At 41.2% G+C, this 22,890-nt stretch carries 19 protein-coding genes; 6 read left to right on the forward strand and 13 right to left on the reverse strand.

What is annotated here, in order from left to right:
• The first annotated feature begins 9 nt into the window (after positions 1-9).
• Positions 10-660 (forward strand): cytochrome b/b6 domain-containing protein, encoded by a 651-nt coding sequence (locus L3V38_RS19190; RefSeq protein WP_237120403.1) that lies wholly within the window; start codon positions 10-12, stop codon positions 658-660.
• A 59-nt stretch (positions 661-719) separates the two neighbouring features.
• On the opposite strand, the gene L3V38_RS19195 is transcribed toward L3V38_RS19190, so the two are convergent.
• Both L3V38_RS19195 and L3V38_RS19200 read right to left on the reverse strand, forming a co-directional pair.
• The gene (locus L3V38_RS19195; protein WP_237120404.1) at positions 720-1,172 is read right to left on the reverse strand and encodes a cytochrome c; all 453 of its coding nucleotides are present in this window, start codon (positions 1,170-1,172) and stop codon (positions 720-722) included.
• Positions 1,173-1,275: 103 nt separating this feature from the next.
• Positions 1,276-1,746, reverse strand: a complete 471-nt coding sequence (locus tag L3V38_RS19200; protein WP_062569451.1) for a DUF2721 domain-containing protein — start codon at positions 1,744-1,746, stop codon at positions 1,276-1,278.
• Between the two features lie 239 nt (positions 1,747-1,985).
• On the opposite strand from L3V38_RS19200, the gene L3V38_RS19205 reads away from it, so the two are divergent.
• Entirely contained in the window at positions 1,986-5,414 is a 3,429-nt protein-coding gene (locus tag L3V38_RS19205; protein WP_237120405.1) for a S8 family serine peptidase, read from the forward strand.
• 126 nt (positions 5,415-5,540) lie between these two features.
• Entirely contained in the window at positions 5,541-7,715 is a 2,175-nt protein-coding gene (locus L3V38_RS19210) for a S9 family peptidase (protein WP_237120406.1), read from the forward strand.
• A 30-nt stretch (positions 7,716-7,745) separates the two neighbouring features.
• Here the strand turns inward: L3V38_RS19210 and L3V38_RS19215 are convergent, their stop codons facing one another.
• Genes L3V38_RS19215 through L3V38_RS19230 form a run of 4 tightly spaced genes read right to left on the reverse strand, consistent with a single transcriptional unit; the run spans position 7,746 to position 11,445 of the window.
• Entirely contained in the window at positions 7,746-9,212 is a 1,467-nt protein-coding gene (locus L3V38_RS19215; protein WP_237120407.1) for a HAMP domain-containing sensor histidine kinase, read from the reverse strand.
• 8 nt (positions 9,213-9,220) lie between these two features.
• Positions 9,221-9,949, reverse strand: coding sequence for a response regulator transcription factor (locus tag L3V38_RS19220; protein WP_130150281.1), 729 nt, complete (start codon positions 9,947-9,949; stop codon positions 9,221-9,223).
• 58 nt (positions 9,950-10,007) lie between these two features.
• On the reverse strand, positions 10,008-10,733 hold the full coding sequence (locus L3V38_RS19225) for a spondin domain-containing protein (protein ID WP_237120409.1): 726 nt from the start codon (positions 10,731-10,733) through the stop codon (positions 10,008-10,010).
• 10 nt (positions 10,734-10,743) lie between these two features.
• Positions 10,744-11,445 (reverse strand): spondin domain-containing protein, encoded by a 702-nt coding sequence (locus tag L3V38_RS19230; RefSeq protein WP_237120411.1) that lies wholly within the window; start codon positions 11,443-11,445, stop codon positions 10,744-10,746.
• Positions 11,446-11,635: 190 nt separating this feature from the next.
• On the opposite strand from L3V38_RS19230, the gene L3V38_RS19235 reads away from it, so the two are divergent.
• Both L3V38_RS19235 and L3V38_RS19240 read left to right on the forward strand, forming a co-directional pair.
• Complete coding sequence (locus tag L3V38_RS19235) at positions 11,636-12,007, forward strand: DUF4870 domain-containing protein (protein ID WP_237120413.1); 372 nt, start codon at positions 11,636-11,638, stop codon at positions 12,005-12,007.
• A 68-nt stretch (positions 12,008-12,075) separates the two neighbouring features.
• A complete protein-coding gene (locus tag L3V38_RS19240) occupies positions 12,076-12,510 on the forward strand; it encodes a YqaA family protein (protein WP_130150286.1) in 435 nt (144 codons plus the stop codon).
• Here the strand turns inward: L3V38_RS19240 and folX are convergent.
• The 6 genes from folX to L3V38_RS19270 all read right to left on the reverse strand — a co-directional run bounded on the left by folX (position 12,507) and on the right by L3V38_RS19270 (position 19,331).
• Positions 12,507-12,866: a dihydroneopterin triphosphate 2'-epimerase gene (gene folX, locus L3V38_RS19245; RefSeq protein WP_062569459.1), complete on the reverse strand. Its 360-nt coding sequence runs from the start codon at positions 12,864-12,866 to the stop codon at positions 12,507-12,509. The genes L3V38_RS19240 and folX overlap by 4 nt on opposite strands.
• Positions 12,867-12,868: 2 nt before the next feature.
• A complete protein-coding gene (gene folE, locus L3V38_RS19250; protein WP_062569460.1) occupies positions 12,869-13,423 on the reverse strand; it encodes a GTP cyclohydrolase I FolE in 555 nt (184 codons plus the stop codon).
• A gap of 18 nt (positions 13,424-13,441) precedes the next feature.
• On the reverse strand, positions 13,442-14,161 hold the full coding sequence (gene folM, locus L3V38_RS19255; protein WP_130150288.1) for a dihydromonapterin reductase: 720 nt from the start codon (positions 14,159-14,161) through the stop codon (positions 13,442-13,444).
• 260 nt (positions 14,162-14,421) lie between these two features.
• On the reverse strand, positions 14,422-15,258 hold the full coding sequence (gene nadE / locus L3V38_RS19260) for an ammonia-dependent NAD(+) synthetase (RefSeq protein ID WP_237120415.1): 837 nt from the start codon (positions 15,256-15,258) through the stop codon (positions 14,422-14,424).
• A 67-nt stretch (positions 15,259-15,325) separates the two neighbouring features.
• Positions 15,326-15,952, reverse strand: coding sequence for a DUF480 domain-containing protein (locus L3V38_RS19265; RefSeq protein WP_130150292.1), 627 nt, complete (start codon positions 15,950-15,952; stop codon positions 15,326-15,328).
• Positions 15,953-15,956: 4 nt separating this feature from the next.
• On the reverse strand, positions 15,957-19,331 hold the full coding sequence (locus tag L3V38_RS19270; protein WP_237120417.1) for a response regulator: 3,375 nt from the start codon (positions 19,329-19,331) through the stop codon (positions 15,957-15,959).
• Positions 19,332-19,499: 168 nt separating this feature from the next.
• On the opposite strand from L3V38_RS19270, the gene L3V38_RS19275 reads away from it, so the two are divergent.
• Positions 19,500-21,782 (forward strand): penicillin acylase family protein, encoded by a 2,283-nt coding sequence (locus L3V38_RS19275; protein ID WP_237120419.1) that lies wholly within the window; start codon positions 19,500-19,502, stop codon positions 21,780-21,782.
• On the opposite strand, the gene L3V38_RS19280 is transcribed toward L3V38_RS19275, so the two are convergent.
• Entirely contained in the window at positions 21,775-22,875 is a 1,101-nt protein-coding gene (locus L3V38_RS19280) for a GGDEF domain-containing protein (RefSeq protein ID WP_237120420.1), read from the reverse strand. The genes L3V38_RS19275 and L3V38_RS19280 overlap by 8 nt on opposite strands.
• Between the last annotated feature and the right edge of the window lie 15 nt (positions 22,876-22,890).

Raw genomic sequence — 22,890 nt, forward strand, 5'->3', positions numbered from 1 at the left:
AGGGTTACAATGTCTAAAGTTAAAGTATGGGATGGCTTTATAAGAAGTTTCCATTGGTTGTTGGTTGCGGCTATCGCGACACTTTATTTTAGTGCCGAAGAGGGCATGCTTGAGTTGCACTTTGCAGCAGGGTATTTCACCCTTGCATTGCTAGTTACTCGTCTTATCTGGGGTCTTATTGGTAGTAAAACTGCGAGGCTCTCAGCACTAATTCACTCTCCTGTTGCTGCAATTAAGTCGTTCACGAGTAGTGAACACAAAGCGGGACATGGTGCGGCTGGTAGCTATATGGTGATAGCCTTTTTTGCTTTGCTCATCGTGCAATTAACCTCTGGCTTAATGACGAGTGACGATATATTAACGGATGGCCCGCTGGTGGCGCATGTATCCTCAGATACCGTGGAGTTTGCAGGTTGGTTGCATCATCTTAATTTTGATATTTTGTTGTATGCCATTGTTTTGCATGTTTTGGCGATTGTTATTTATCGTATAAAGGGTAAGAACTTGGTAAAGCCTATGCTTACAGGCAGTAGTGATCAAATCTCAGTCACGGAGCCTGTGACTAAATCACCCGTTATGGCATTCGTTATTTTTGCCGTGTGCTTAGTGGTGTTATTTACGACTTGGGGAGCAGAGCCTTTAAATTACTTGTTTGGCTAAGGTGCTTCAAAACATTAAAAAAGGCGCTGATAAGCGCCTTTTTTGGTCAACGTTTTTTGCTAGTCTTTGAATGACTTATGGCAATCTTTACAACCTTTAGCCCATGCGCCAAATGCTTTACCAATAACTTTTTGGTCGCCACTTTGTGCTGCAACTGCTAGTTCATCAGCATACTGTTGGAAAGCAACGGCTTTTTTCATAAAGGTTTCGTTGTCGCTCCATACAGCTGCAAGTGCAGATGTATCGCCCTTATCAGAACCCGCTATGAAAGCTTCCCAAGGCATTTTTGATAGTGCTGCTGCATTGTTTGCACGCATCTGAAAACGTTCTGCATCAAAAGGTACTTTTCCTTTTAGCATATCGCCCATGTCACCAATTTGTACGCGAATCATTGAAAATGCCGCTTGGCGGTATTCGATAGCGTCACTTGGCTCTTCAAATACAGAGTTTGCCGATGCACTAAGTGCCATAGTCGACAGTATCGTACCTAATACTAATTGTTTTAATTTCATTCCTTTTGCCCCTTAATATGTCATAAAGATAAATTAACCGAGTTTTATCTCAGCTAAATAGATTATTCAAGTGTAATGCGGTTAATCTTAACTTAAGTTTAATTTAATCATTTATGTCAATGTCTGCGAAGATCATACCACGGCGCATACTTCGTGTTGCTAAGAAAACTTCACCAAGCAGTGATAAAAAGGCAAAAATGAGTAATGCCATTGCTGCAACAAAGCAGCTGGCAATCGTCACACTTAAATTAATAGATTGAATGTGTGATAAAAACAGACACATGACCACAGCACAGACAAGTAGAGCACTAAGTACGCTTAAGCTAAATGCAATATGGATACAGCGCGAGCGTTTGAGCAAAGCTCTTAATTCGGTCGTTAATGATAGATTAAAATCTTCGTCGGTACTTACTTTTAGCTTTCGCTCAAGCTGTCTTGCACGGTCAGTAATGCGTGCAAGGCGATTAGATAAAACCCCCAGTGTTGCAGCAATACCAGTAATTAAGAAAACGGGGGCTACGGCTGTTTGGATTACCTTTGCCATCGTTAAAATGTTAATGACGTCTGAGTTCATTTCGTCTCGCTTTGCGTTAAAAAATACAATATTCGTTTACAAACATTTACAACCCACTGTTTTTTATAAATTATTTTAAAAACAATGGGTTTGAAACGATGTTGTGTCTATTTTTGTGGTTATTGTAATCATAGTGTAATTATTTTGTTGTTCCTATTTGTCGTCCCGTTTTATATTGACGGCGAAACTCAGTTTCAATCACTGTCAAAACGATAACATAACATATCCTAGGGGACCCTATGTCTAATAATCTAATAAAAAGAACAACAGTCGCACTCGCTGTTGCAAGCGCAATGTGTGCAAGTGCTCAGGCAAATGATTTTTCAAAGTATAACCTAGCGGGTAAAAAACTAATTAAGCCAGTTGCTGTTACTAAACAAGAAAAAAATGTAAAAGGTGAAGCAACAAGCTGGTTGGTTAAACTCAAAGCACCTGCAACAGTTAGCGCAAAAACCATGGGAGCTGATATTGCTTCAGTACAAGCAGTTGCTAAGACGGCGCAAGCATCAGTAGAGCAAACTATTGAGAGTATGGATTTACCTGTGCAAGTTATTGCTAAAACATCAACACTTGTTAGCTCAGTTGTTGTAAATGGTAGCAAGCAAAATGTCGCAATGCTTTTATCGAATCCTCAAGTTGAAGAGATATATCCTGTCTATGACTATGAGCTACATGTTGCTGGTAGTGCGGATTATATTGAAGCAACCCCACTTGTCTCAAATGGCTTAGCAACAGGTCAAGGGGTACGCGTAGCTGTACTTGATACAGGTATTGACTACACCCATACGGCATTTGGCGGCGAAGGCACAGATGCAGCCTATGCGGCAGCGACGGCAGACCCAACAACGGTTGATTGGCCGCAAGGTAAAGTATTAGGCGGCTATGATTATATAAATGATGATGCTGATCCGATTGATGTGATCACTAACCATGGAACCCATGTATCTCACTCGGTAAATGGTATTGCGCCAAATGTGGATCTATTTGTTTATTCTGTGTGTACAGATCGCTCTTGTCCTGGCTTAGCACAATTACTTGCATTAGAGAACGCGATGGATCCGAATGGTGATGGTGATATTTCTGATCGTGTAGATGTAATTAACATGTCTTTGGGTGGTGATTACGGAGATATTGCTACCGATGCAGTAGGCCAATTGATCAATGAAGCCGTTAAGCTAGGCACAAACGTGGTTATCTCTGCTGGTAATGATGGTGCATATCCATTTATTGTTGGTGGCCCAAGTACCAGTGAAAATGCACTTTCTGTAGGTGCTATGACTCACCCTAGTGAACCTGATAATGTATTCACCAATGATTTAAATGGCGAAGAAATCGAAACGGGTTTAGCATCATTCGGAAATACAGATGCGTTTGTCTTGACCAGCGAAGATCATGAGTTAGTTTACCCAAGTGACAATGCAACGGCATGTGTTGACTTTGCCGAAGATGTCGATTTTACCGGTAAAGGTGTCATTATCGATCGTGGTGAATGTGGTTTTTCTGCTAAGGCATTGCGAGCACAGCAACGCGGGGCTGCTTATGTCATTATTGCAAATAATGCAGAAGGTGGGGCACCAGGCATGTCAGCGGGTCCAGAAGCTGATCAAGTAACTATTCGTGTTATCTCGGTAACTCAAGGAGTAGGGCGTCAATTAAAAGAGCAGCTAGCGGCAGGTGAGCAGCCTGAATATCACTTTCAACTTGAAAAACTTGTTCTTACAGGAGCAATTGCGGGTTTTACCTCTCGTGGTCCATCAATGGGTGGCTTGCTTAAGCCAGAGATTACAGCGCCAGGTGTGAATATTATGACAGCACATCCAGGGCTTGGTGATGGGTTAACTGGCGTATCGGGTACATCTTTCTCTGGGCCTATTACCGCAGGTGCTGTGAGCCTCTTAAAAGAAGCACAACCAGAGCGTAATGCGTTAGAGCTTAAAGCGACACTAATGAACACGGCAAACTTAGATGTCACCATGGAGCCTCGTGCAATAAACCCAGATGCTGAACTTGCGCCAATTAGCTATATTGGTGCAGGTTTAGTTGATGTTAATAAAGCTGCTAACTTACCTGTTGCAGCATGGGCTGCTGATACTAAACAAGCGGCACTTTCATTTGGTCTGGTTAACGCTTCTGAGACTGTTGAATTAACAAAAACTATTCAAGTTAAAAACTTCTCGAATGAAGTGAAAGTATATTCGTTATCACTTGAGCAGCGGTATCAAAACGACATAGAGCGTGGTTCATTTTCATTAGAGTACCCTGAAACCATCACCGTTCCTGCTGGTCAAACAATGTCATTTGATGTGACGGCAACAATCGACCCTGCTACGTTGCCTGAGTGGACATTGACAGATGATAATATTGGTTCGCAAGCGACTACAGCAGATCTAACTAACTTGGAGTTAGATGGTGCGTTAGTTTTCTCTGATGGCGATGAGCCAGCTTTCCACTTGGTTTATCACGTATTACCAAAAGCAAATGCTGCCATGAGCTTTACACCAGTTGAAACTGAAAGTGGTGTAGCGCATCAGTTGACTAATACAGGCGCGACAACGCTAAACCCTGTTTTTGCACCAACAGTGATGACTGATGATATTGATGAAGCGCATCGCTTTGATCTAGTGGGAGCATCGATTGAAACATTCCCAGTTACGGCGGATATCTGTGAAAGCGGTTATGTGACTTTAACAACCGTTATTCTAAATGAGGGGATTACTCACTCATACGTTGCGGGCTTAATGGCTGACTTTGACCTTGATCAAGATGGTACATACGATGTAACAGTACAAAATGGTAAGCTTGAATGGTTCTTTAGAGATATTGAGCCTGGCACAGCAATCACTTTCACTCATAGCTATGGCAGCACTTCAGGTCAAATAAATAATATTTTTCAAATTATCGGTAACAATCATTTGACCCTTCAAACTTGTTTAGAAACATTTGGCTTAACGGCGGATGACCTAGACAATGTAACTGCAAATATCCGCTTTAGAACAGAAGAAGAGTTGTGGACACCACTGGCGACAAACCTAGGTGATGTTGCAATGGGAACTTATACGTTCAGTGATGCATCTGAAAATGTCTACGCGACCTTAATTGATGATGCTGGGAATGCTGTCAGCTCATTAGCACCAGGAGAGTCTGCAACTATGCTTAATGCTGGTGCTGATTTCTTAATTTTATCTGATTCAGGTTCGAAAGCATATGTTGCTACTCCGCAAAGTGATGCTAACACTTCGCCTGTTTTAGCGGATGCTGAGTTCTCAGTGGATGAGAATGCAGAGAATGGTACGGTAATTGGCACGTTAGAAGCTAGTTTTGGTGCAGACCTTGCCAGCCCTGTTTCTGAGTTTATTGTTATCAGCTCGACTTCTACAGCTGTTTCAGTCACTTCCGAAGGTGATGTTGTGGTAATGCAACAAGATATTTTGGATTATGATGCAGGAATGACAGCCATTGAACTTGAAGTTGTTGTTAGTGATAAGTCAGGCAATATCTCGGATCCCGCCATGGTTACTGTACTTGTAAATAACCTTGCAGATGAAGCATCTGAGATGCCAGCAGAACCTGCTACTACAGCAAATAGATCGCGTTCATCGGGTTCTCTTGCATGGTTAGCTCTTTTAGCTGCACCGTTTGCATTTGTGCGTCGCCGTAAGCAAAAGTAGATAATCAATACGTTTGAATAAAGGGAGCTGTAGCTCCCTTTTTACATTGCTTCACAAAGCCTACTTATATCGTGACTTAATTTTACTTATATTAAAGTCGGGATAAAAAAATAACTCAGGAACCCCATGAAAATTAGTCACTCTCTTTGTTTATTGGCTGTACCACTCGCCATTGTTGCGGCGTGTAACAAAACTCCTAATTCTGTAAATGAATCCAGCGCATTTTATGCTGTAGAAAAAGTGAACACGTTGGCACCTGTTGCTAACAAAGTACCTTATGAGATGACTCTTCATGGCGATACAAGAGTTGATAACTATTATTGGATGCGTGACGATACTCGCACTGACCCACAAGTTCTTGCCCATTTAGCTGCTGAAAATAGTTATGTAGAAAAAATGATGGCTCATACAGATGCTTTACAAAATAAGTTATTTGAAGAGTTGAAAGGACGTATTGAAAAAGATGATGAATCAGTACCTGTAAAAAAGGGAAGCCATTATTATTTTTCACAAACTCATGGTGATAATGAATATCCGGTTTATATACGAAGTACTGATAAGCAAGGACTGCATCAGCAGGTTATTTTAGACGTAAATAAGCTTGCGCAGAATCATGATTATTTTGCAGTAACAGGGCTTGATGTAAGCCCAAATGGCGCTTTATTGGCCTATGGTGAAGATACGTTAAGTCGACGTATATACACGGTAAAAGTTAAGGATTTGACAACTAATCAATTATTGCCGGATACAATTGAAGGCAGCGAAGGTGATGTTGTTTGGGCGAATGATAATAAAACCTTTTATTATATTAAAAAAGACCCACAAACCTTACTGGGATACCAAGTTTTTCGGCACAGGTTAGGCACGTCTCAAGCGGATGATGAGTTAGTGTACGAAGAGCATGACACTAGCTATTATACCAGTATTGAGAAGAGTAAAGATCACCAAGAAATTTATATCAAGCATAGTAGCACGAGTGCCTCTGGGGTATCGGTTATTGATGCAAACGATATCAGTGCCATGCCAAAACGTTTAATTGCACGTGAAACTGGATTTGAGTATGACATTAAGAAATTAGGTGATTGGTACTACATAGTCACAAATTTAAACGCCGTAAATTTTCAATTAATGAAGGTGCGTCGTGAACAAGCTCACGATAAAGCAAATTGGCAAACGCTGGTTGCTGGGCGCGAAAACATCAAGCTGGAAAGTATTGAGTTATTTAGTAATCACCTCGTATACGAAGAGCGAAAAATGGGGCAAACCTATTTAACAATTCGTCATTTACGTGATCAGCAAGAACAAGTGATTGCCTTCAAGGACCCGACATATACAGTTTCTAGCTATGACAACTATGAGCTAGATAACCCTAACTTACGTGTTTACTATTCAAGTATGACCACGCCAAGTACAAGTTACGATATTAATTTAGAAAACGGTGAAAAAACGCTTCTCAAGCAGCGTAAGGTGTTAGGTGGCTTTAACCCAGATAATTATGCATCTGAGCGGGTGTATGTGACAACGCGAGATGGTGTCGATGTGCCTGTGAGCCTCGTTTATCGTAAAGATAAGTTTGATAAAAACGGTACTAATCCGTTATTACAGTATGGCTATGGTTCGTATGGTGCGACGATGGATCCAAGTTTTTCGAGTTCGCGATTAAGCTTACTTGATCGCGGGTTCGTATTTGCAATTGCGCATATCCGCGGCTCACAAATGCTAGGGCGCCCATGGTACGAAGATGGTAAGTTGCTTCATAAGAAAAACACATTTAACGATTTTATAGATGTAACAGAATCTTTAGTTGCACAAAAGTATGGTGACAAAAACACTATTTTTGCAATGGGGGGCAGTGCAGGTGGCTTGCTAATGGGGGCGATAGTAAACCAAGCGCCAGAACTTTATAAAGGAGTGATTGCAGCCGTTCCTTTTGTTGATGTTGTAACAACGATGCTTGATACAAGCTTACCGCTTACTACCAATGAATATGATGAGTGGGGTAACCCAAATGATAAAAAGTATTATGATTATATGTTGTCATATTCACCTTATGATCAAGTGAAAAAACAAGCCTATCCAAATATGTTGATCACAACGGGGCTACATGACTCACAAGTACAATATTTTGAACCTGCAAAGTGGGTGGCAAAATTGCGTGAGCTGAAAACTGACAATAATGTATTGCTCTTTAAAACCGATATGGAAGCAGGACACGGTGGTGCGTCAGGGCGATTCAAAAGTTTAGAAGATACCGCACTGTATTATGCTTTTATGCTTGATTTGGCAGGTATCAAACAATAATCAATATACGCACCAGTGGGTGATTCGACCTTAAACTGGTGCATGCTTCGTTAAGTTAAAGCGAAATTGGGTCCCCTTACCCAGGGTACTTTGTACTTCAATATCACTATTCATTAGTTTAAGTAGCTGTTTGCAAATAGCTAAGCCTAGTCCACCTTGACCCCGTTTAATGCTATTACGTGCTTGGTAGTGAGGTTCGAAGATTGCCGTTAACTCATCAGCGTGAATGCCTACACCAGTGTCAGAGACTGAGACAAAAACTTGTTCGTTGAGTTGAGACACATCTACAGTGATTAATCCTTTAGAGGGGGTATGGCGTATCGCATTTTCTATAAGGTTAGTAAGTACACGCTCTAGTTTGGCAATGTCTGCTGTAACTGGAAAGTCGCAAATTTTGGGAGTGACTTTTATTGTTACCCCTGCTGCTTCAGCGTTTAATGCTAGTTTGGCGACACAGTCGTAAATTAATTCGCCAAGATTAAACGTTTCAGTTTTTATCTTTACTTGCCCACACTCTAAATTAGCCAGTTCAAAAATTTGTTCAATTAACAGCTTCAATTGTTGGCAATTATCCATTGCCAAGGTCAGGTAACGTTGTTGCTCTTGATGACTGAGCTGAGAATATGGCTTTTTCATAACCTCAAGAAAACCATGTAATGAAGCAAGTGGCGTTCTTAAGTCGTGTGATAAATGAGTAAGTAATTCTCGGCGCTGTTTATCTATTTGCTGCAAAGATTTAAACTGCTCATCAATACGAGATAGCATGCCATAAATCCCTTTACTTAAGTTGCCAATTTCGTTATTCCCCATATAGCTCGGGCTAAGCGCCATTTCTGTGAGGCTGTAGTTGGCAGCTTTTATTCGACTGACCTCTTTATTTAATTGTTTAAGTGGCGAGGTGAAAAAGCGAAATAACAGCAACATAGTGATAAATAGCGCGACCATAGCAGCTACAAACCACATTGCCCCTAGCCAAACTGGATTATCACGTTTTACCTCGTGTAGCGTTGCATCAAAAGCTTGACCACCAATAATCATATACAAGTAACCTTGCAGTTTTTGTTGATTATAAACAGGGGCAGCAGAAAATATTTTTTGACCCTCAATGTTGCGGGGGTCGTCACCGTAAATAGGTGTAGAGCTTGGTTGTGAAATTAATTTTTTTATTGGGCTTAGATTTATTTTTTGCCTCACTACCTTGCCTGGTTTGGCTGAATAGGTCAGCAAATTACCTTCTGGGTCTACAAAGTAATATTCGAAAGCAGGTCCTAGTACCATTAGGGTATGAAATAAATTTTCCAGCGCCTTATAGTCATATACACCTTGCTTTATTAATGGATTGTCGTTTACAAGGTGCTCAGCGAGGTGTATGTGTAATTGCTGTTGTGCTTGGTGCTGAGAGTGTTGTTCAAGCTTTTTGCTCCAATTAAATATAAGCGCACACAGCAGGCTAAAAATAATAACTAGTGACCAAGCTAGTTTTTGGTAAAGGGTCATCGAAAACATCATTGTATATTTAACTGCCCTGGATTTAATCTATAACCGACACCCCAAACTGTTTCTATAAATAGAGCACGGTGGTGCTGTTCAAACTTACTGCGAAGGCGATTAATATGGGAGTTAACGGTATGCTCGTAACCACTGTGTTGGTACCCCCAAACTTGATCAAGTAGCTGCTGGCGACTGAAAACATGGTTAGGGTGCTTTGCAAAGTGTACCAGTAAATCAAACTCTGTCGCGGTTAAGTTGACGGCTTGATTTGCTAAGTAAGCTTGATGACTCGAAAACTCTATGTGTAAGGCTCCGAGTTGAAGTTGTGCTTCATCGGGTTTCTTTTTTATGGAAGATTGAGCTATAAGTAGTTGCTCTCGGTGGCGCAATTGAGTTTTTACTCTCGCTTGTAATTCTCTTGCAAAGAATGGTTTACATATATAGTCATCTGCACCCATTTCTAAACCAATAACTCTATCCATGTCACTGCTCAAAGCGGTAAGTAAAATAACCGATACCGTGGGGTAGTGTTCTTTAATCTTGCGGCATAAACTTAAGCCATCCATTTGCGGTAAGTTTATATCTAATATAACAAGTCCATAATCATTGCTTGCTAGTTTTTTTAATGCTGATTCAGCAGAATCGGCTTCATCAATATGTAAATTTAGGTTGCTAAGTTGAGTTATTACAAGTTGACGTATAGCACGGTCATCTTCAACAATTAAAAGTTTTTCTGGGCGCATAGTCTTGTCCAAATCGCTAAGGCACTTCCTTATGCCCTTAGCGCAAGTGAGTGCTATGTTATTGCGTCCGCGTAATGACAACTTGAGTCAATGGGTTATCAAACTTATGTTGACTGCTAAGTACTGAGCTACTTAGACCATCATGTTGGCTAACAACACCTGGGTGCATAGCCACATAGTTAACATCATTACGCTCTTCATTAAATCCTTCGCCTGAATCAGCTGGTCCAGGGATTGTCCCCGCGGCTTCTGAATTAGCCTCTGTTCCAGCATCATAAGCAAATGTAGTAAAAGTAAGCGCTTCATCGACAGCTAACGAAGACACATCTATTGCATTAAGACCGGTAAATGCATCATTTGTATTCACCAGCATGGTTGCTAAGCTTATTTTTAATGAATCTAGTTGCTCTGTTGAGAGTGATAATGTTACCTGACTTCCTGGTGGAAGAGGTGCATCGGCAGATGCAACTGCGGTTGCAAAATCAACCGCTAATAGGTCGCTGTTGTTTCCTCCTTCAGCCATTACCTCAAGTGCTGTCGATGCAGGGCTACCTATTTCCCAAAGCATGTTTTCGGTATGAGAAATCACAGCAATTGGTGATAATGGTTGTGCGGCAGTTAAGTTACTTACTTGTATTGTAAATTCGTATGTAACGACTGGACTAACAACGGGAGGTGACACGACTTCAGGCGGAGTCTCTGAGCGATTATTATTTGAGTCACCACAGGCCGCGAGGCTGGCGCCAAAAGCAATGATGATCAAGCTTTTTGTTAAACGAAGCATAATAGCTCTCCTACTTAACCGTTACTGTCAATTTAGCAACTGGGTTTAACCATCTGTGTACTGTGTTATCAAGGTCACTAATCCCTGCTTCAAGATCATCATCACCTAAGTTACCAGGGTGAATATGTACCATTGTGTTGCTTTCACTGCTTGTGACACCACTACCGCCAGTGCCTGCATTTCCGCCTGGTGCGGCAGGAATACCGGGAACGCCCAAAGCCCCTGAGCCTTCAACAACGCGTTCATCATTTGCTTCAGTGCCTGCATCATAGCCATTTAAGTAAATAGTGTAAGTACCTGCTTCGGTAGGTATTTTCCAGCTATTCAAGCCGACAAAACCATCATTTGTTGGCAACAACATGGCTGTTAGAGATAAGTAGTCGTTACCTTCAGTTGTTGTTAGGCTTGCCATTGTCGATGCGGCCGGAGCAAGTAACCCTTCAGCTGGGTTGGCAACCATATCGCTATTTGCGGCTGTTGCTTCATCAACAAGAGGTGCAATGTTGCCACCTTCAGCCATTGTTTGTAACGCTGTAGATGCTGGTGTTGCGACTTCAAAAAGTGATGTATCACTGCTGTGGGCTGTAATCAGAATAGGTGTAAAATGCACACCTTGAGTGAGATTTGTTAGTTTGATATCTAGCTCAGCTGCTTGGCTCGTGAAGCTAGAAATTGCTGTAGCAGCTAGCAAAGTTAAAGATAAAGTTTTCATTATTTGTTCCTGTTTTTGACTGTTCAAAAACAGTATCAAATAGCAATATCATAAAAGCCTCACGAAGTTATCACTTTTTTATCACAGTAACGAGGTGGAGTGAAAACAGCGGGTTAAATCAACTCATGGTATATTAACTAGGCAAATATAACGCTATAGTGAAGATGAGAAAAAATAACAAGGAGTCATAATGGACGATAATCAAAAGGTTGAAGTTATAACGGATAATAAGGATCATCGAACGTGGGCAATGCTATGTCATTTAAGCTCATTTGCTGGATTATTAATTCCTTTCGGATCTGTCATCGGGCCACTCATTGTGTGGCTTGCTAAAAAGGATGAAATGCCGTTAGTGGCTGAGCATGGCCGTAAGTCATTAAATTTTCAGCTAACGATGATGATTGCATATATCATTAGTTTCTTGTTGATGTTTGTTGTTATCGGCATCATTTTATTACCTGTCATCGCAATTTTCGCTTTTATTATGGTTGTTGTATCGGCAATCAAAGCCAATGATGGTAAAGAAGTGGATTATCCGCTGAGCATCGAATTTATAAAATAAAACTGAGAAAATTAGATATACTAGAAAAGCTCAGCAGTGTTGCTGAGCTTTTCTTTTTTTGGGTATGTATGGCCTATCTTTCGCTTTTTTTTACTGCATTTATTTCAGCAACTTTGTTACCTAGTTCATCAGAGTTGGTAATGACGGCAATGATTGCCAAAGGGAGCTACTCTCTTTGGTTGCTATGGCTTAGTGCAACACTCGGTAATGTGCTTGGTAGTTGTGTTAACTATTGGCTTGGCACACAGGTCATGCGTTTTAAAGATCGTAAATGGTTTCCGGTCTCTAAAAAGTCCATTGAAAAAGCTGAAAAACAATTCAATAAATACGGTATTTACAGTCTATTGTTTGCTTGGCTGCCAGTGGTGGGCGATCCACTTACTGTGGTCGGTGGAATTTTTCGCGTTAAGTTCTTAACTTTTCTGGTACTTGTCGCCCTTGGCAAAGGTGCACGTTATTTAGCTGTGCTTGCCTTTGCTGTTGGGCTTGAAAAGTTTTTTTAGTTTTTCTGCCAATCGAGAGTCAGAGATACTGAGTCCGCAAAACGCAGCGCATGTGGCTTATCAACACGGACTTTGGCGTAATGAACACTTTTATGCTGGTGGCAAATAGCTAAAATCTCGGCAACGAGCTTTTCTAGCAGTAAGAAGTGACCTTCTTCGACTAAAGCGATAACTTCTTTAGTAATGGTCTTGTAGTTAAGTGCTTTATCAACAGCGTCAGTTTCACAAGCTTGCTCAGCAGGGTAGTGAATTTCAAGGTTAATCACGACATCTTGCTTTTTTTCACGCTCTTCAGGGTTAAAGCCAATAAAGGTTCTTAGCCTGAGGTTAGTTACATTGATAATTGCATTGGCCATGATTACCCTCTAACTAACTGCAAAAACTCATTACGGGTTTTTGGATCGGCTCTAAAGCTGCCAAGCATAACTGAGGTGCGCATGCTTGAATTTTGTTTTTCAACACCGCGCATCATCATACACATATGTTTTGCTTCAACAATAACACCAACACCTTTTGCACCTGTGACCTCTTCAACAGCTTTTGCAATTTGATGAGTAAGCTGTTCCTGAATTTGGAAGCGTCGTGCAAACATATCGACAATACGAGCAAATTTAGATAAACCGAGTACTTTACCATCAGGAATGTAAGCAATGTGACAACGACCAACAAATGGCAGTAAATGGTGTTCGCACATAGAGTAAAGCTCAATATCTTGAATTAATACCATGTCGTCAGCATCAGAGGTGAAGACGGCGTTATTAGTAATTTCATCAAGAGTTTGGCGATAACCTTTAGTTAGGTATTCCATCGCTTTTGCTGCGCGTTTCGGCGTATCAAGTAAGCCCTCTCGTTGAGGGTCTTCGCCTACTGCGCTAATTATGTCTTGATAGCTCTTTTTTAAATCATCGTGCATAGATTTCTCAGTAATACGTTATTTTAAATGTCTGCCACCATCGACAGGTAATGAACGTCCTGTGATGTAGTGGCTGTTAAGTAGTAGCTCGACGCTATTAATAATTTCTGTGCAGCCAGGTTCTATTTCCATTAAAGACTTTTTGATGGTTTTGGCTCGGTATTCTTCACTGTCATGATCATTAAAAATAATGAGTGATGGTGCAATTGCGTTCACTTTAATTGCCGGTGAAAATTTCGCTGAAAATGATTTAGTTAAGTTATCGAGTGCTGCTTTACTAGCTGCGTAGGCTAGGTGTTTAGGGCTGCCTTTTTCCACCACATAATCTGTCATGTGGATGATATCGGCAGCTTGACCTGTATTCTGTTGATAATGAAGCAATAGATCAGCTGCTGCTAGATTGATTAAGTAAGGGGTTTTAGCATGAATGCGCATCATATTATCGAACAGCGTCGCATAATCTTGGTTATTGGCTTCACAGTCCCAACTCGACGCGTTATGAATAATTGCTTTTAGCTGATTAGTATGGCTTTTTAGTTGTTCAATAAAATGTGTAATTGCTGCATCACTATCAAAGTCAGCATGAATACACGTTGCTCCTTTACCTGCGAGGATATCAATAGCATCGTGGCGAGTGCGGTATGTGACTATGATTGCTTGTCCTTGCGCTAAAAAGTGCTCGGCCAAAGCGAGTCCAATACGTTGGCCTGCGCCAGTAATTAAAATAGGCGATGACATAAACTATGTATAAATCCTTAGATGTCTGTGTGTTAAGCTTTCTATTTAGTTTGTACTCTAGCCACTATAAACCAAATTACAGAACGATTTCATCTTTACTGCAATTATGTTGCAAAACTTTTTACGGGCAAAGTTTTCACACCGATCATTTATCATATTGAGAAAACGCCGGTAATACTAGGGAAGGTGCATCAGTGTAGCGAGGAAAAGAGGGCAATTTATTTGCTGATTGCTATAAATCGCCCTTCGATATTTTGAGCTTAAAGCTCGTCATAAATAGTGGGTATAGCTTGGCGCTTATGTTGGGTACGTAAGTAGATAGCGGTTAGTTTATCTTCTACTTCGCTTGTCACATCTTTGCCTTCTAAAAAGTCATCAATTTGTTCGTACGTTAGGCCTAGCGCCTCTTCATCTGTTAAACCTGGGCGATCGCACTCTAAATCAGCTGTTGGTGCTTTATGAACCAGTAAAGCAGGCGCTCCTAACTGCTCTGCAAGGGCTCTTACTTGACGCTTCGAAAGACCAAATAAAGGGGCTAAATCACATGCGCCATCACCAAATTTAGTATAAAACCCCGTAATATTTTCAGCACTGTGGTCAGTGCCCACAACTAAACCTTGGCTAAAACCAGCAATTTCGTACTGTGCTACCATTCGCTGGCGTGCTTTCACATTGCCTTTAATAAAGTCAATTTTTGCTTGATCAGGAAGCTCAACGCCGCCACCGACCACAGCCGCCATCGCTTGTTCGTGCATCCCGTCAACCGCTGCTTTGATGTTTACGGTCATGCGCTTACTGGGTTTAATAAAATCAACGGCCATTTGTGCTTCGTCTTCATCTGCTTGTACACCGTAAGGTAGGCGCACCGCGATGAATTGGTATTCGTTGGTGTTGTGTTCTTGGTTTAATTCATCAATGGCTAATTGGCATAAACGACCACATGTTGATGAGTCAACACCACCACTAATACCTAATACAAGCGAACGTGAATGCGCAGCTAGAAGTCGGCTTTTTAGAAAGTTGACGCGGCGCGTAATTTCCGCCTTCACATCAATCGTGGGTTGGACTTTCATTTCTGCCAGAATATCGGCACGCATGGTTGAGCTCCTATTTTCGTTGTGGTTGTTCAGCGTCTTGTACATTATGTTACGAGCAACGCTTTTATTAAAGACCTAAATGCGCTTTTATCGCGTTAATTTGTTGCTTGAGTTCTTCGATTTCGGCACGCAATTGTTGAACTTCGCTGTCGCTGGCCTGTTCAGGCTCATGATCAACTATATCTTTTGCTAAGCTATCTGAGTCAACAAATAAGTGCATATAACGGCTTTCTCGTTTACCTGGTTCACGGGCTAAACGAGCAACATGTTCTTGTTCGATCAGGGCATCAAGGGCGATTTCAACTTCACTCACATTAGAGAACTCGGCGAGGCGATTACTACGGGTGCGTAACTCGCCTGGGGTCTGCGGCCCTCTTAGCAATAATAAGCAAATAATCGCACGCTGTTGCTCAGTAAACTGTAAGCTGCCAAACTGAGTATTGCAAAAGCGATGCGCGTATTTATTCACTCGGCCTGAAAGGCCTTCATCAACAGTGACTAAACGTAAATTGGTCAGTTCATCTATGATGTTTTGTACATCAGACTCGCTCAGCGATAAAACCGGTTCACGGTTTGACTTTTGATTGCAAGCGTTCGTTAATGCATTTAAAGAGAGAGGGTAGTGCTCAGGGGTTGTGATTTGCTTTTCAAGTAAGCAGCCAATAACGCGTTGTTGGTTTGATGATAAGTGCATTGTTTTACTCTCTGTGTTTATGCGGGCTTAGCCACATTTGTAATTTTTTATTTAAAGCATCGAAGTTAAGTGGTTTGGTTAAATAGTCATTCATGCCAGCACTGAGACAGCGTTCTTTATCGCCTTGCATTGCATTCGCGGTTAAGGCCACGATATTAACGTCTTGATGAGCCACTCCCGCTTCTGAAGCTCTAATTGAGCGTGTTGCTTGATAACCGTCCATTTCAGGCATTTGGCAGTCCATTAATACAAGCTCGTAAGGAGTGTCTTCTCGCTTGCTCAAATATGAGATTGCTTCAAGGCCATTTTCTGCAATGTCAAAACTCACTCCGGCTTGTCTCAACAGGGCACTTGCCACCATTTGATTTACTTTATTGTCTTCTACTAAAAGCACTTGCGACTCAGTGTCAGTGTTAACTTCTGCTATTTTTGCGTTTACCGGTTCTTTGTTTGTGTGCTGTTGCTCAATGTATTTTTCATTAGCAAGCGAGTTAAATAAGTCCGAAGGGGTGAGGGGTTTAAAAATAATACTCTCTACTTTTAACACATGTCTCGTTTGCTTTTCCGTTAAACTCATCGGTGCCATTAAAATACGTTTACAACGGCTTGCATTAAAGTGGGTTTGAAACGCTTTTTGTTGAACTTTAGAGGCTTTAGCGAATAGCGCGTAGTCGATAAAAATAGCATCAAAATGACAGCCAGTTGGTTGTTGTGCACGGGCAAGTAAGTCGTCAATATTATTAATTATTTCTACTTTAGCACCCCATAGCTGCAATTGTTTTTTAGCAATACCGCTGCTTAGCTTGCAGTTGTCAGCAATGAGGATCAATTTCTTGTCGATAATATGACTCGGCTCGGGTTGTTGTTGTGCATGGTCTAGTTTTACTTTCACAGTAAAATTAAAGGTGCTGCCTTCACCTAGCGCACTTACTACCCCAACATCTCCCTCCATTAGTTGACAGAGCTGCTTCACAATTGCAAGCCCAAGTCCTGTACCGCCATACTGACGAGTTGTTGATGCATCGGCTTGAGTAAAAGAGTCGAACAATGTGGCTTGTTTATCTGCTTTGATCCCAACCCCTGAATCAATGATGGAACAGCACAAGAAGCTGTCGTTGTCTGCTTCTTCGTAGCTGGCTATGACGATTATTTCACCGTCGTTAGTAAACTTGACGGCATTTCCTAGTAGGTTATTGATAATTTGACGAATTCGATTTGGATCACTAATGATAAATTCATGCTTAATATTAGTGGCATCAAGAATCAGCTTGGTGTTGTTTTGTTCTGCTTTGATTGCAAAGGACTCAATGGTATCTCCCAGTAGTTTCGATACATTGAACGATACATTCTCTATGTCTAGTTTGCCGGCTTCGATTTTTGAGAAATCTAAAATATCATTAATGATATGCAGCAAAGATTCAGCCGATGACTGAGCAAGTGCAATGTGATGACTTTGTTGAACATCAAGCTTGCTTTGTTTAATTATATTAAGCATGCCAATCACACCATTCATTGGGGTTCGGATTTCATGGCTCATACTGGCTAAAAATTCGCTTTTGGCTTTTACCGCTTGCTCCGCCGCTTCTTTTGCTTGGACAAGCTGCTGTTCGGTTTCAATTCGTCGTTGACTGGCGTGTAAACTGCCAATGAGTGCCGCCACCGCAATTAAAAAGCTTTCCTCATTTTTGCTCCACTTACGTCGGTTGTGACACATTTCTGCGCAAACCACCCCCATCGTTTTGCTACCTGTGGGAATGATAACAGTTAGCATAGAACGAATATCAAAGTGTTCTAGGTAATCAACAGATAAGTCTTTTGTAAGAGAATCACATTGTGCATCACTTGCGCTTATCACAGCATGATTATTTATGGCGTCAAAATAATTAGGGAAGTCGATTTGCTGTAGAGCAATAGATTCGCTGAATTGGGGGTTGCTTTGGTCGTGTATCGCAAACGTATTAAGTGATTGTCGATCATCACTGAAGAGCCAGATTCCTGCACGGTCAACACCAAGCGCATGGCAAATTGCTTGCACAATAATATGTTTTGATAGGTTGAGGTTACCTGTTAAAACCGCATCATTAACAGTTAAAGAGGCTAAAATTTCGTTGTGGAGGGCTATTTTACTGTTTTCAAGTTCAACACGTTTACGGGCATCTATATCTTGCAAAGAGCCAAACAGTTTCACGCATCGTTTGTTGTGATGTTCGGCTTCGCCATTGACAAGAACCCAAACAGGATTGCCCTCATTCGTTAATATTTGTACTTGTGTTTCAAAGCTCTCGCCATTTTTAATCGCTTTCTCTGTTAGATGACGAATTTTGTCTCTGCTGTAGCCAGGTTTGAAGTAATTAAAATTACTGGGCCATTCTGGCTGGCTTGAAAGTGGTAGTTTAAAAATCAATTTAGTCATTTCTGACCAATACACTGTTTTAGTTTCGAGATTAAAGGACCAAGCCCCTATTTTTGCTAAACCGCTCATGGTTTCGAGCATGCGCTCGTTTCTGTATTGGCGTTCAAGCATTTTCAGTAAAAAAACAGATGCACCTGCGAATAAAGCACAAATTAGAATAATCGCCAGCCGTAATGGCCAAATAGAAGAATTAGCAGGCTGCCAGCCTTTTTTAGGTGTTGCGTACATTTGCCACTGACCGCCTGAGAATGAAATGCTAAAGCTAAGTGGGTTAGTCTCTAGAATTTGTTCATCACCATAAAAGAACTCGCCATCCAGCCCTTTGCCATTTCGTCCTTGCAGTGCAAGTTCATACTCATTACTAAGCGAAGTGAGTCCAGCGTTTTTATACACTTTATTTATATCTAAAACGACCGATAGCAGACCCCAAAATTGATTGTTTGGCTGGGTAAATACGGGCACTCTAGCAATGAGTGCTTGGCCGCCTTGTACCAGCTCTAGGGGACCCGCCATAACAATTTTATTCTCATCCCGTGCTTTTATGGCATCTGAGCGTTGGGCTTTATTTTTTAAAAAATTTAACCCAATTGCTTTTTCATTTCCCTCAAGGGGATGGGTCATTCTTATTATCATATCGGGTGCACCGCCGATGTTTCTGAGCTCAGAGGAGGTTTCAAATAGTGGTGCTGCTATTTGTGAAAAGCGGGCTTGGTTAAGATTCGGCTCTGCAGCAACAGCAACAGCAAGACCCCGTACGAGTTGAATATTTGACACCAGCGTTGATTCTAACTCAGCGCGATAAGTACTTATTTTCGCAAGTTCTTGTGAGCGGTAGGCGTCTTTCTCTCGCGTATAATTGATATGGTCAATGACTAGACCGATTAAGATAATCAAACCTAAAGAAAGCCAGAAGGTGAGCTTTAGTTTTTTTAGCTTTTTATTATCATTTTCAGTAGCTAGTGGCATGAGAGGTATCGGTTTTTATACTATCTACCTACTATAGACAATTTCTGTCGTAAATAAAAATGAAGCACACAATCGTAAAACTAAATTTAATTATTTGTATCGAAACACTATTTTTTCATAAAACACTGGTTACTATAGGCCTATAACTCCTGCGGAAGCGTATTTAATATGTTTAAAATAATTAAATGGTTGTTGATGAGTCTACTCGTCGTTGCGTTATTGGCTACGGGCCTTATTTATGGCGCGTTGAACTTAAGCTTGCCAGCGCTGGATGGCAAAGGAAAAAGTACAGCAATTGAACAGTCCGTTAAAATCGAACGAGATGTACTTGGTCAAGCTGTGATTCATGCACAAAGTCGTTTAGATGCGGCATATGCGCTTGGCTTTGCTCATGGACAAGATCGCTTTTTCCAAATGGATTTATTGCGTCGAAATGCAGCCGGAGAGTTAAGTGAATTATTTGGCAAAGCCGCGCTGGAACTTGATAAAACAATGCGCTTTCATCAGTTGAGAAAACGAAGCCAAATTTTACTCGAGCAATTACCTTCGTCAGATCGAGCACTATTGGCGACATATGCAAAAGGTGTGAATGAGGGACATGCGCAAACGGGCTTTGATAGTTTTGAATATTTACTAACAGCTGCTACAGCGAAACCATGGCAAAGTGAAGACAGCTTACTGACTATTTTTAGTATGTATTTAGATTTGCAAACAGCGACTTTTGAACGAGATAAAACCCTGATTCAAATAGAGCAAATATTTGGTAAAGAGATGGTTGCTTTTATTACGCAACCTAGCCTGTATCAGGCTGCTCTCGATAATAGTCAGCTAGCTCCTTACAATCACTCGATCCCTTCCTTATCAGCACCTTTGAGTATGATCACGCATATTGAAGATACGAAGGAGTTAGGCAGTAATAATTGGGCTGTTACGGGGGATTTAACGCAAACAGGTGCTGGGATGTTATCTGATGATATGCATTTGTCGTTTGCGGTGCCGATTATTTGGTATAGGGCGCAGTTGAATTATCCTTTAAATGGCCAGATGCAACAAATAACAGGCGTTTCGCTACCTGGTGCCCCTGCAATTGTGGTTGGCACGAACAATAAAGTCGCTTGGGGTTTTACCAATGGCTACTTGGATACAGCTGATTGGATTGCACTCGACGGGCACGACAAAACATGGCAGATAGATGAAGCTATTTTACTTAATGATGGTAGTAGTGAAAACTATGCACTGACCATGAGTGAGTATGGTCCAGTAAAAAATATTAACGGTAAGCCTTATGCGCTAAGTTGGGTGGCACATCATGATTATGCGGTTAATATGGACCTAATAAAGCTTGAGCAAGCAAATAATGTTGATGATGCGTTAGCGCTTGCAGCTGATGTTGGTATTCCTGTACAAAATCTAATGGTTGTAGATGATAGTGGGAATGCTGCTTGGAAGAACATGGGGGCGATTCCTGCACGCAAAGTCCCTAGTGAACTTGCTGTCTCGGAGCAAAATTACCCTGTAGGGTGGCACGAAAATGAAACTGAGCGACCCTATGTTAAAAACCCTGCAAGTGGTCGACTTTGGACTGGGAACTCACGTGTTGTTTCGGCTGAAGATAATAAACGCTTTGGTAATGGTGCTTATGCGATGGGCGCACGTTCAGCTCAGATCCGCGACCGTTTATTTGAAAAGCAGCAATTCACAGAGAGTGATTTTTATCAGTTGCAGCATGATAATGAAGCTCGCTTTTTAACAAAATGGCATAACCTACTTGTAAAGCAACTTGAAAGTAGACCCGATGAGTATAAAGCTTATCTATCAGAGTTAAACAATTGGCAAGCATGTGCATGTGCAGATTCAATTGGTTATACGTTAGTGAAGTACTACCGTGATGAAGTGATTAATGGCCTCTTCAGCCCGCTGGAAAACGAACTGCAAACGTTTGATGGCAGCTTAAAGCACGTGAAGCGAGATCTTGAACCTGCTGTTTGGCAACTAATAAATACTCAACCGAAAGGTTGGCTAAATCCTGATTATGCTGATTGGTCTGAGCAAATGCGAGCAGCATTTGATCGTACCCTTGATAAGCTGACCACTCAATATGGACAGAACATGCAAAATTGGCAGTGGGGAAGCGTGAATGAGCTCGTTATTGAGCACCCATTCGCAAAACAAATTCCCGTACTCAAAAAGTTGCTCAACATGCCAGCAGCTCCAGGGTTTGGTGATACCTTTATGCCAGCAGTACAGGGGCGTAGTTTTGGTGCCTCACAACGATTTATTGTACAGCCTGGGTACTTAGATAAGGCTATAATGGCAATTCCTGGCGGTCAGTCTGGGCATCCACTGTCTGAGTTTTATCGTGCGGGATTTGATGACTATGTTAGTGAAGGTCTCACCCCTCTTATGCCACAGAGCATTATGCATAGTATTACGATAGATGCGGTTAATTAACCGCATCAGTATCATCCAGTTGTAAACAGAATGCTTTTACAACCGTGGTAGTATTTCTTCCTGCATCTTTACTGTCATATAGCGCTGCATCAGCTTGCTGCAACATGCTCTCTAAAGATGCAAGCGGTTGCCATTCAATTAAACCAAAACTCATTGTCACCGATAAGTTTGGCAGCTCTTGGTGAGCGTCTAGTGTCGCAATATATTCACGCAAGGCCTCTATTTTTTGTAACCCGTGATGCTCATCGGTATTATCGAGTAAGAGCAAAAACTCCTCACCGCCCCAGCGTACAGCTATATCTGTTTCATTTAAGAATTCACATATTGCTTGTGCAATATTAACTAAAATCGCATCGCCTTTGTCATGACCGTAGGTATCATTGATTTGTTTAAAGTGATCGATATCAGCCATGACAAGGCACAAACTTTGTTCCGCTTCGATGCTTTTTCTGTAGGTTGCTAAAATTAATTTTTTAGCAAAGCGGCGATTATAAAGTTTGGTGAGTGGATCTCGTGATGCCATTTCGGTTAATTCAATACGTTGTGAAAGCGTAATTTCTCTGATCAGCCCAATAGCGTAAACCATAGGCAAACCAGCAATGATAATATTTGTTAAATGTACATAAGGAATAAGCTGCGGGTAGGTATATTGATAAGGTACATCGTTGAAAAAGATGTATAGAAGAGCAAAGGTAGTGATCATCAATAAGCTGTATAGTGCAGCGCGTTTTAGTGATAATTGGTAATCAATCATCAAAATACAGGAGATAGTCCATAAATAAAATTGAAACCCTAAATCGAGCCCTAATGTGGCGCATACCACTACAGCATGGATAAGCACTTCCAAACAAAATACCCTCAATGCTAAAGAGGTCAAGCCTTGTTTTATTAGAAAGATACCGCTGCCCCAAGCAACGACACTAAGAATATTGACTAAAGCTAAAGTAATAGCGCCCACATGGGCAAAAAGTGGAATGAGCAACGCATGCACTATCAGTGCGAAATATGCGATTTTAGAAATGATTAAAAACTTTACTTGTTCTATTTCTTCTAAACCTGGCTGCTTTGATTGTTTTAGTAAATGTTTTATCAAATGAACCTCATACAA

Origin of the sequence: Pseudoalteromonas sp. L1 (assembly GCF_021728095.1) — a bacterium.
GTDB lineage: Bacteria > Pseudomonadota > Gammaproteobacteria > Enterobacterales > Alteromonadaceae > Pseudoalteromonas.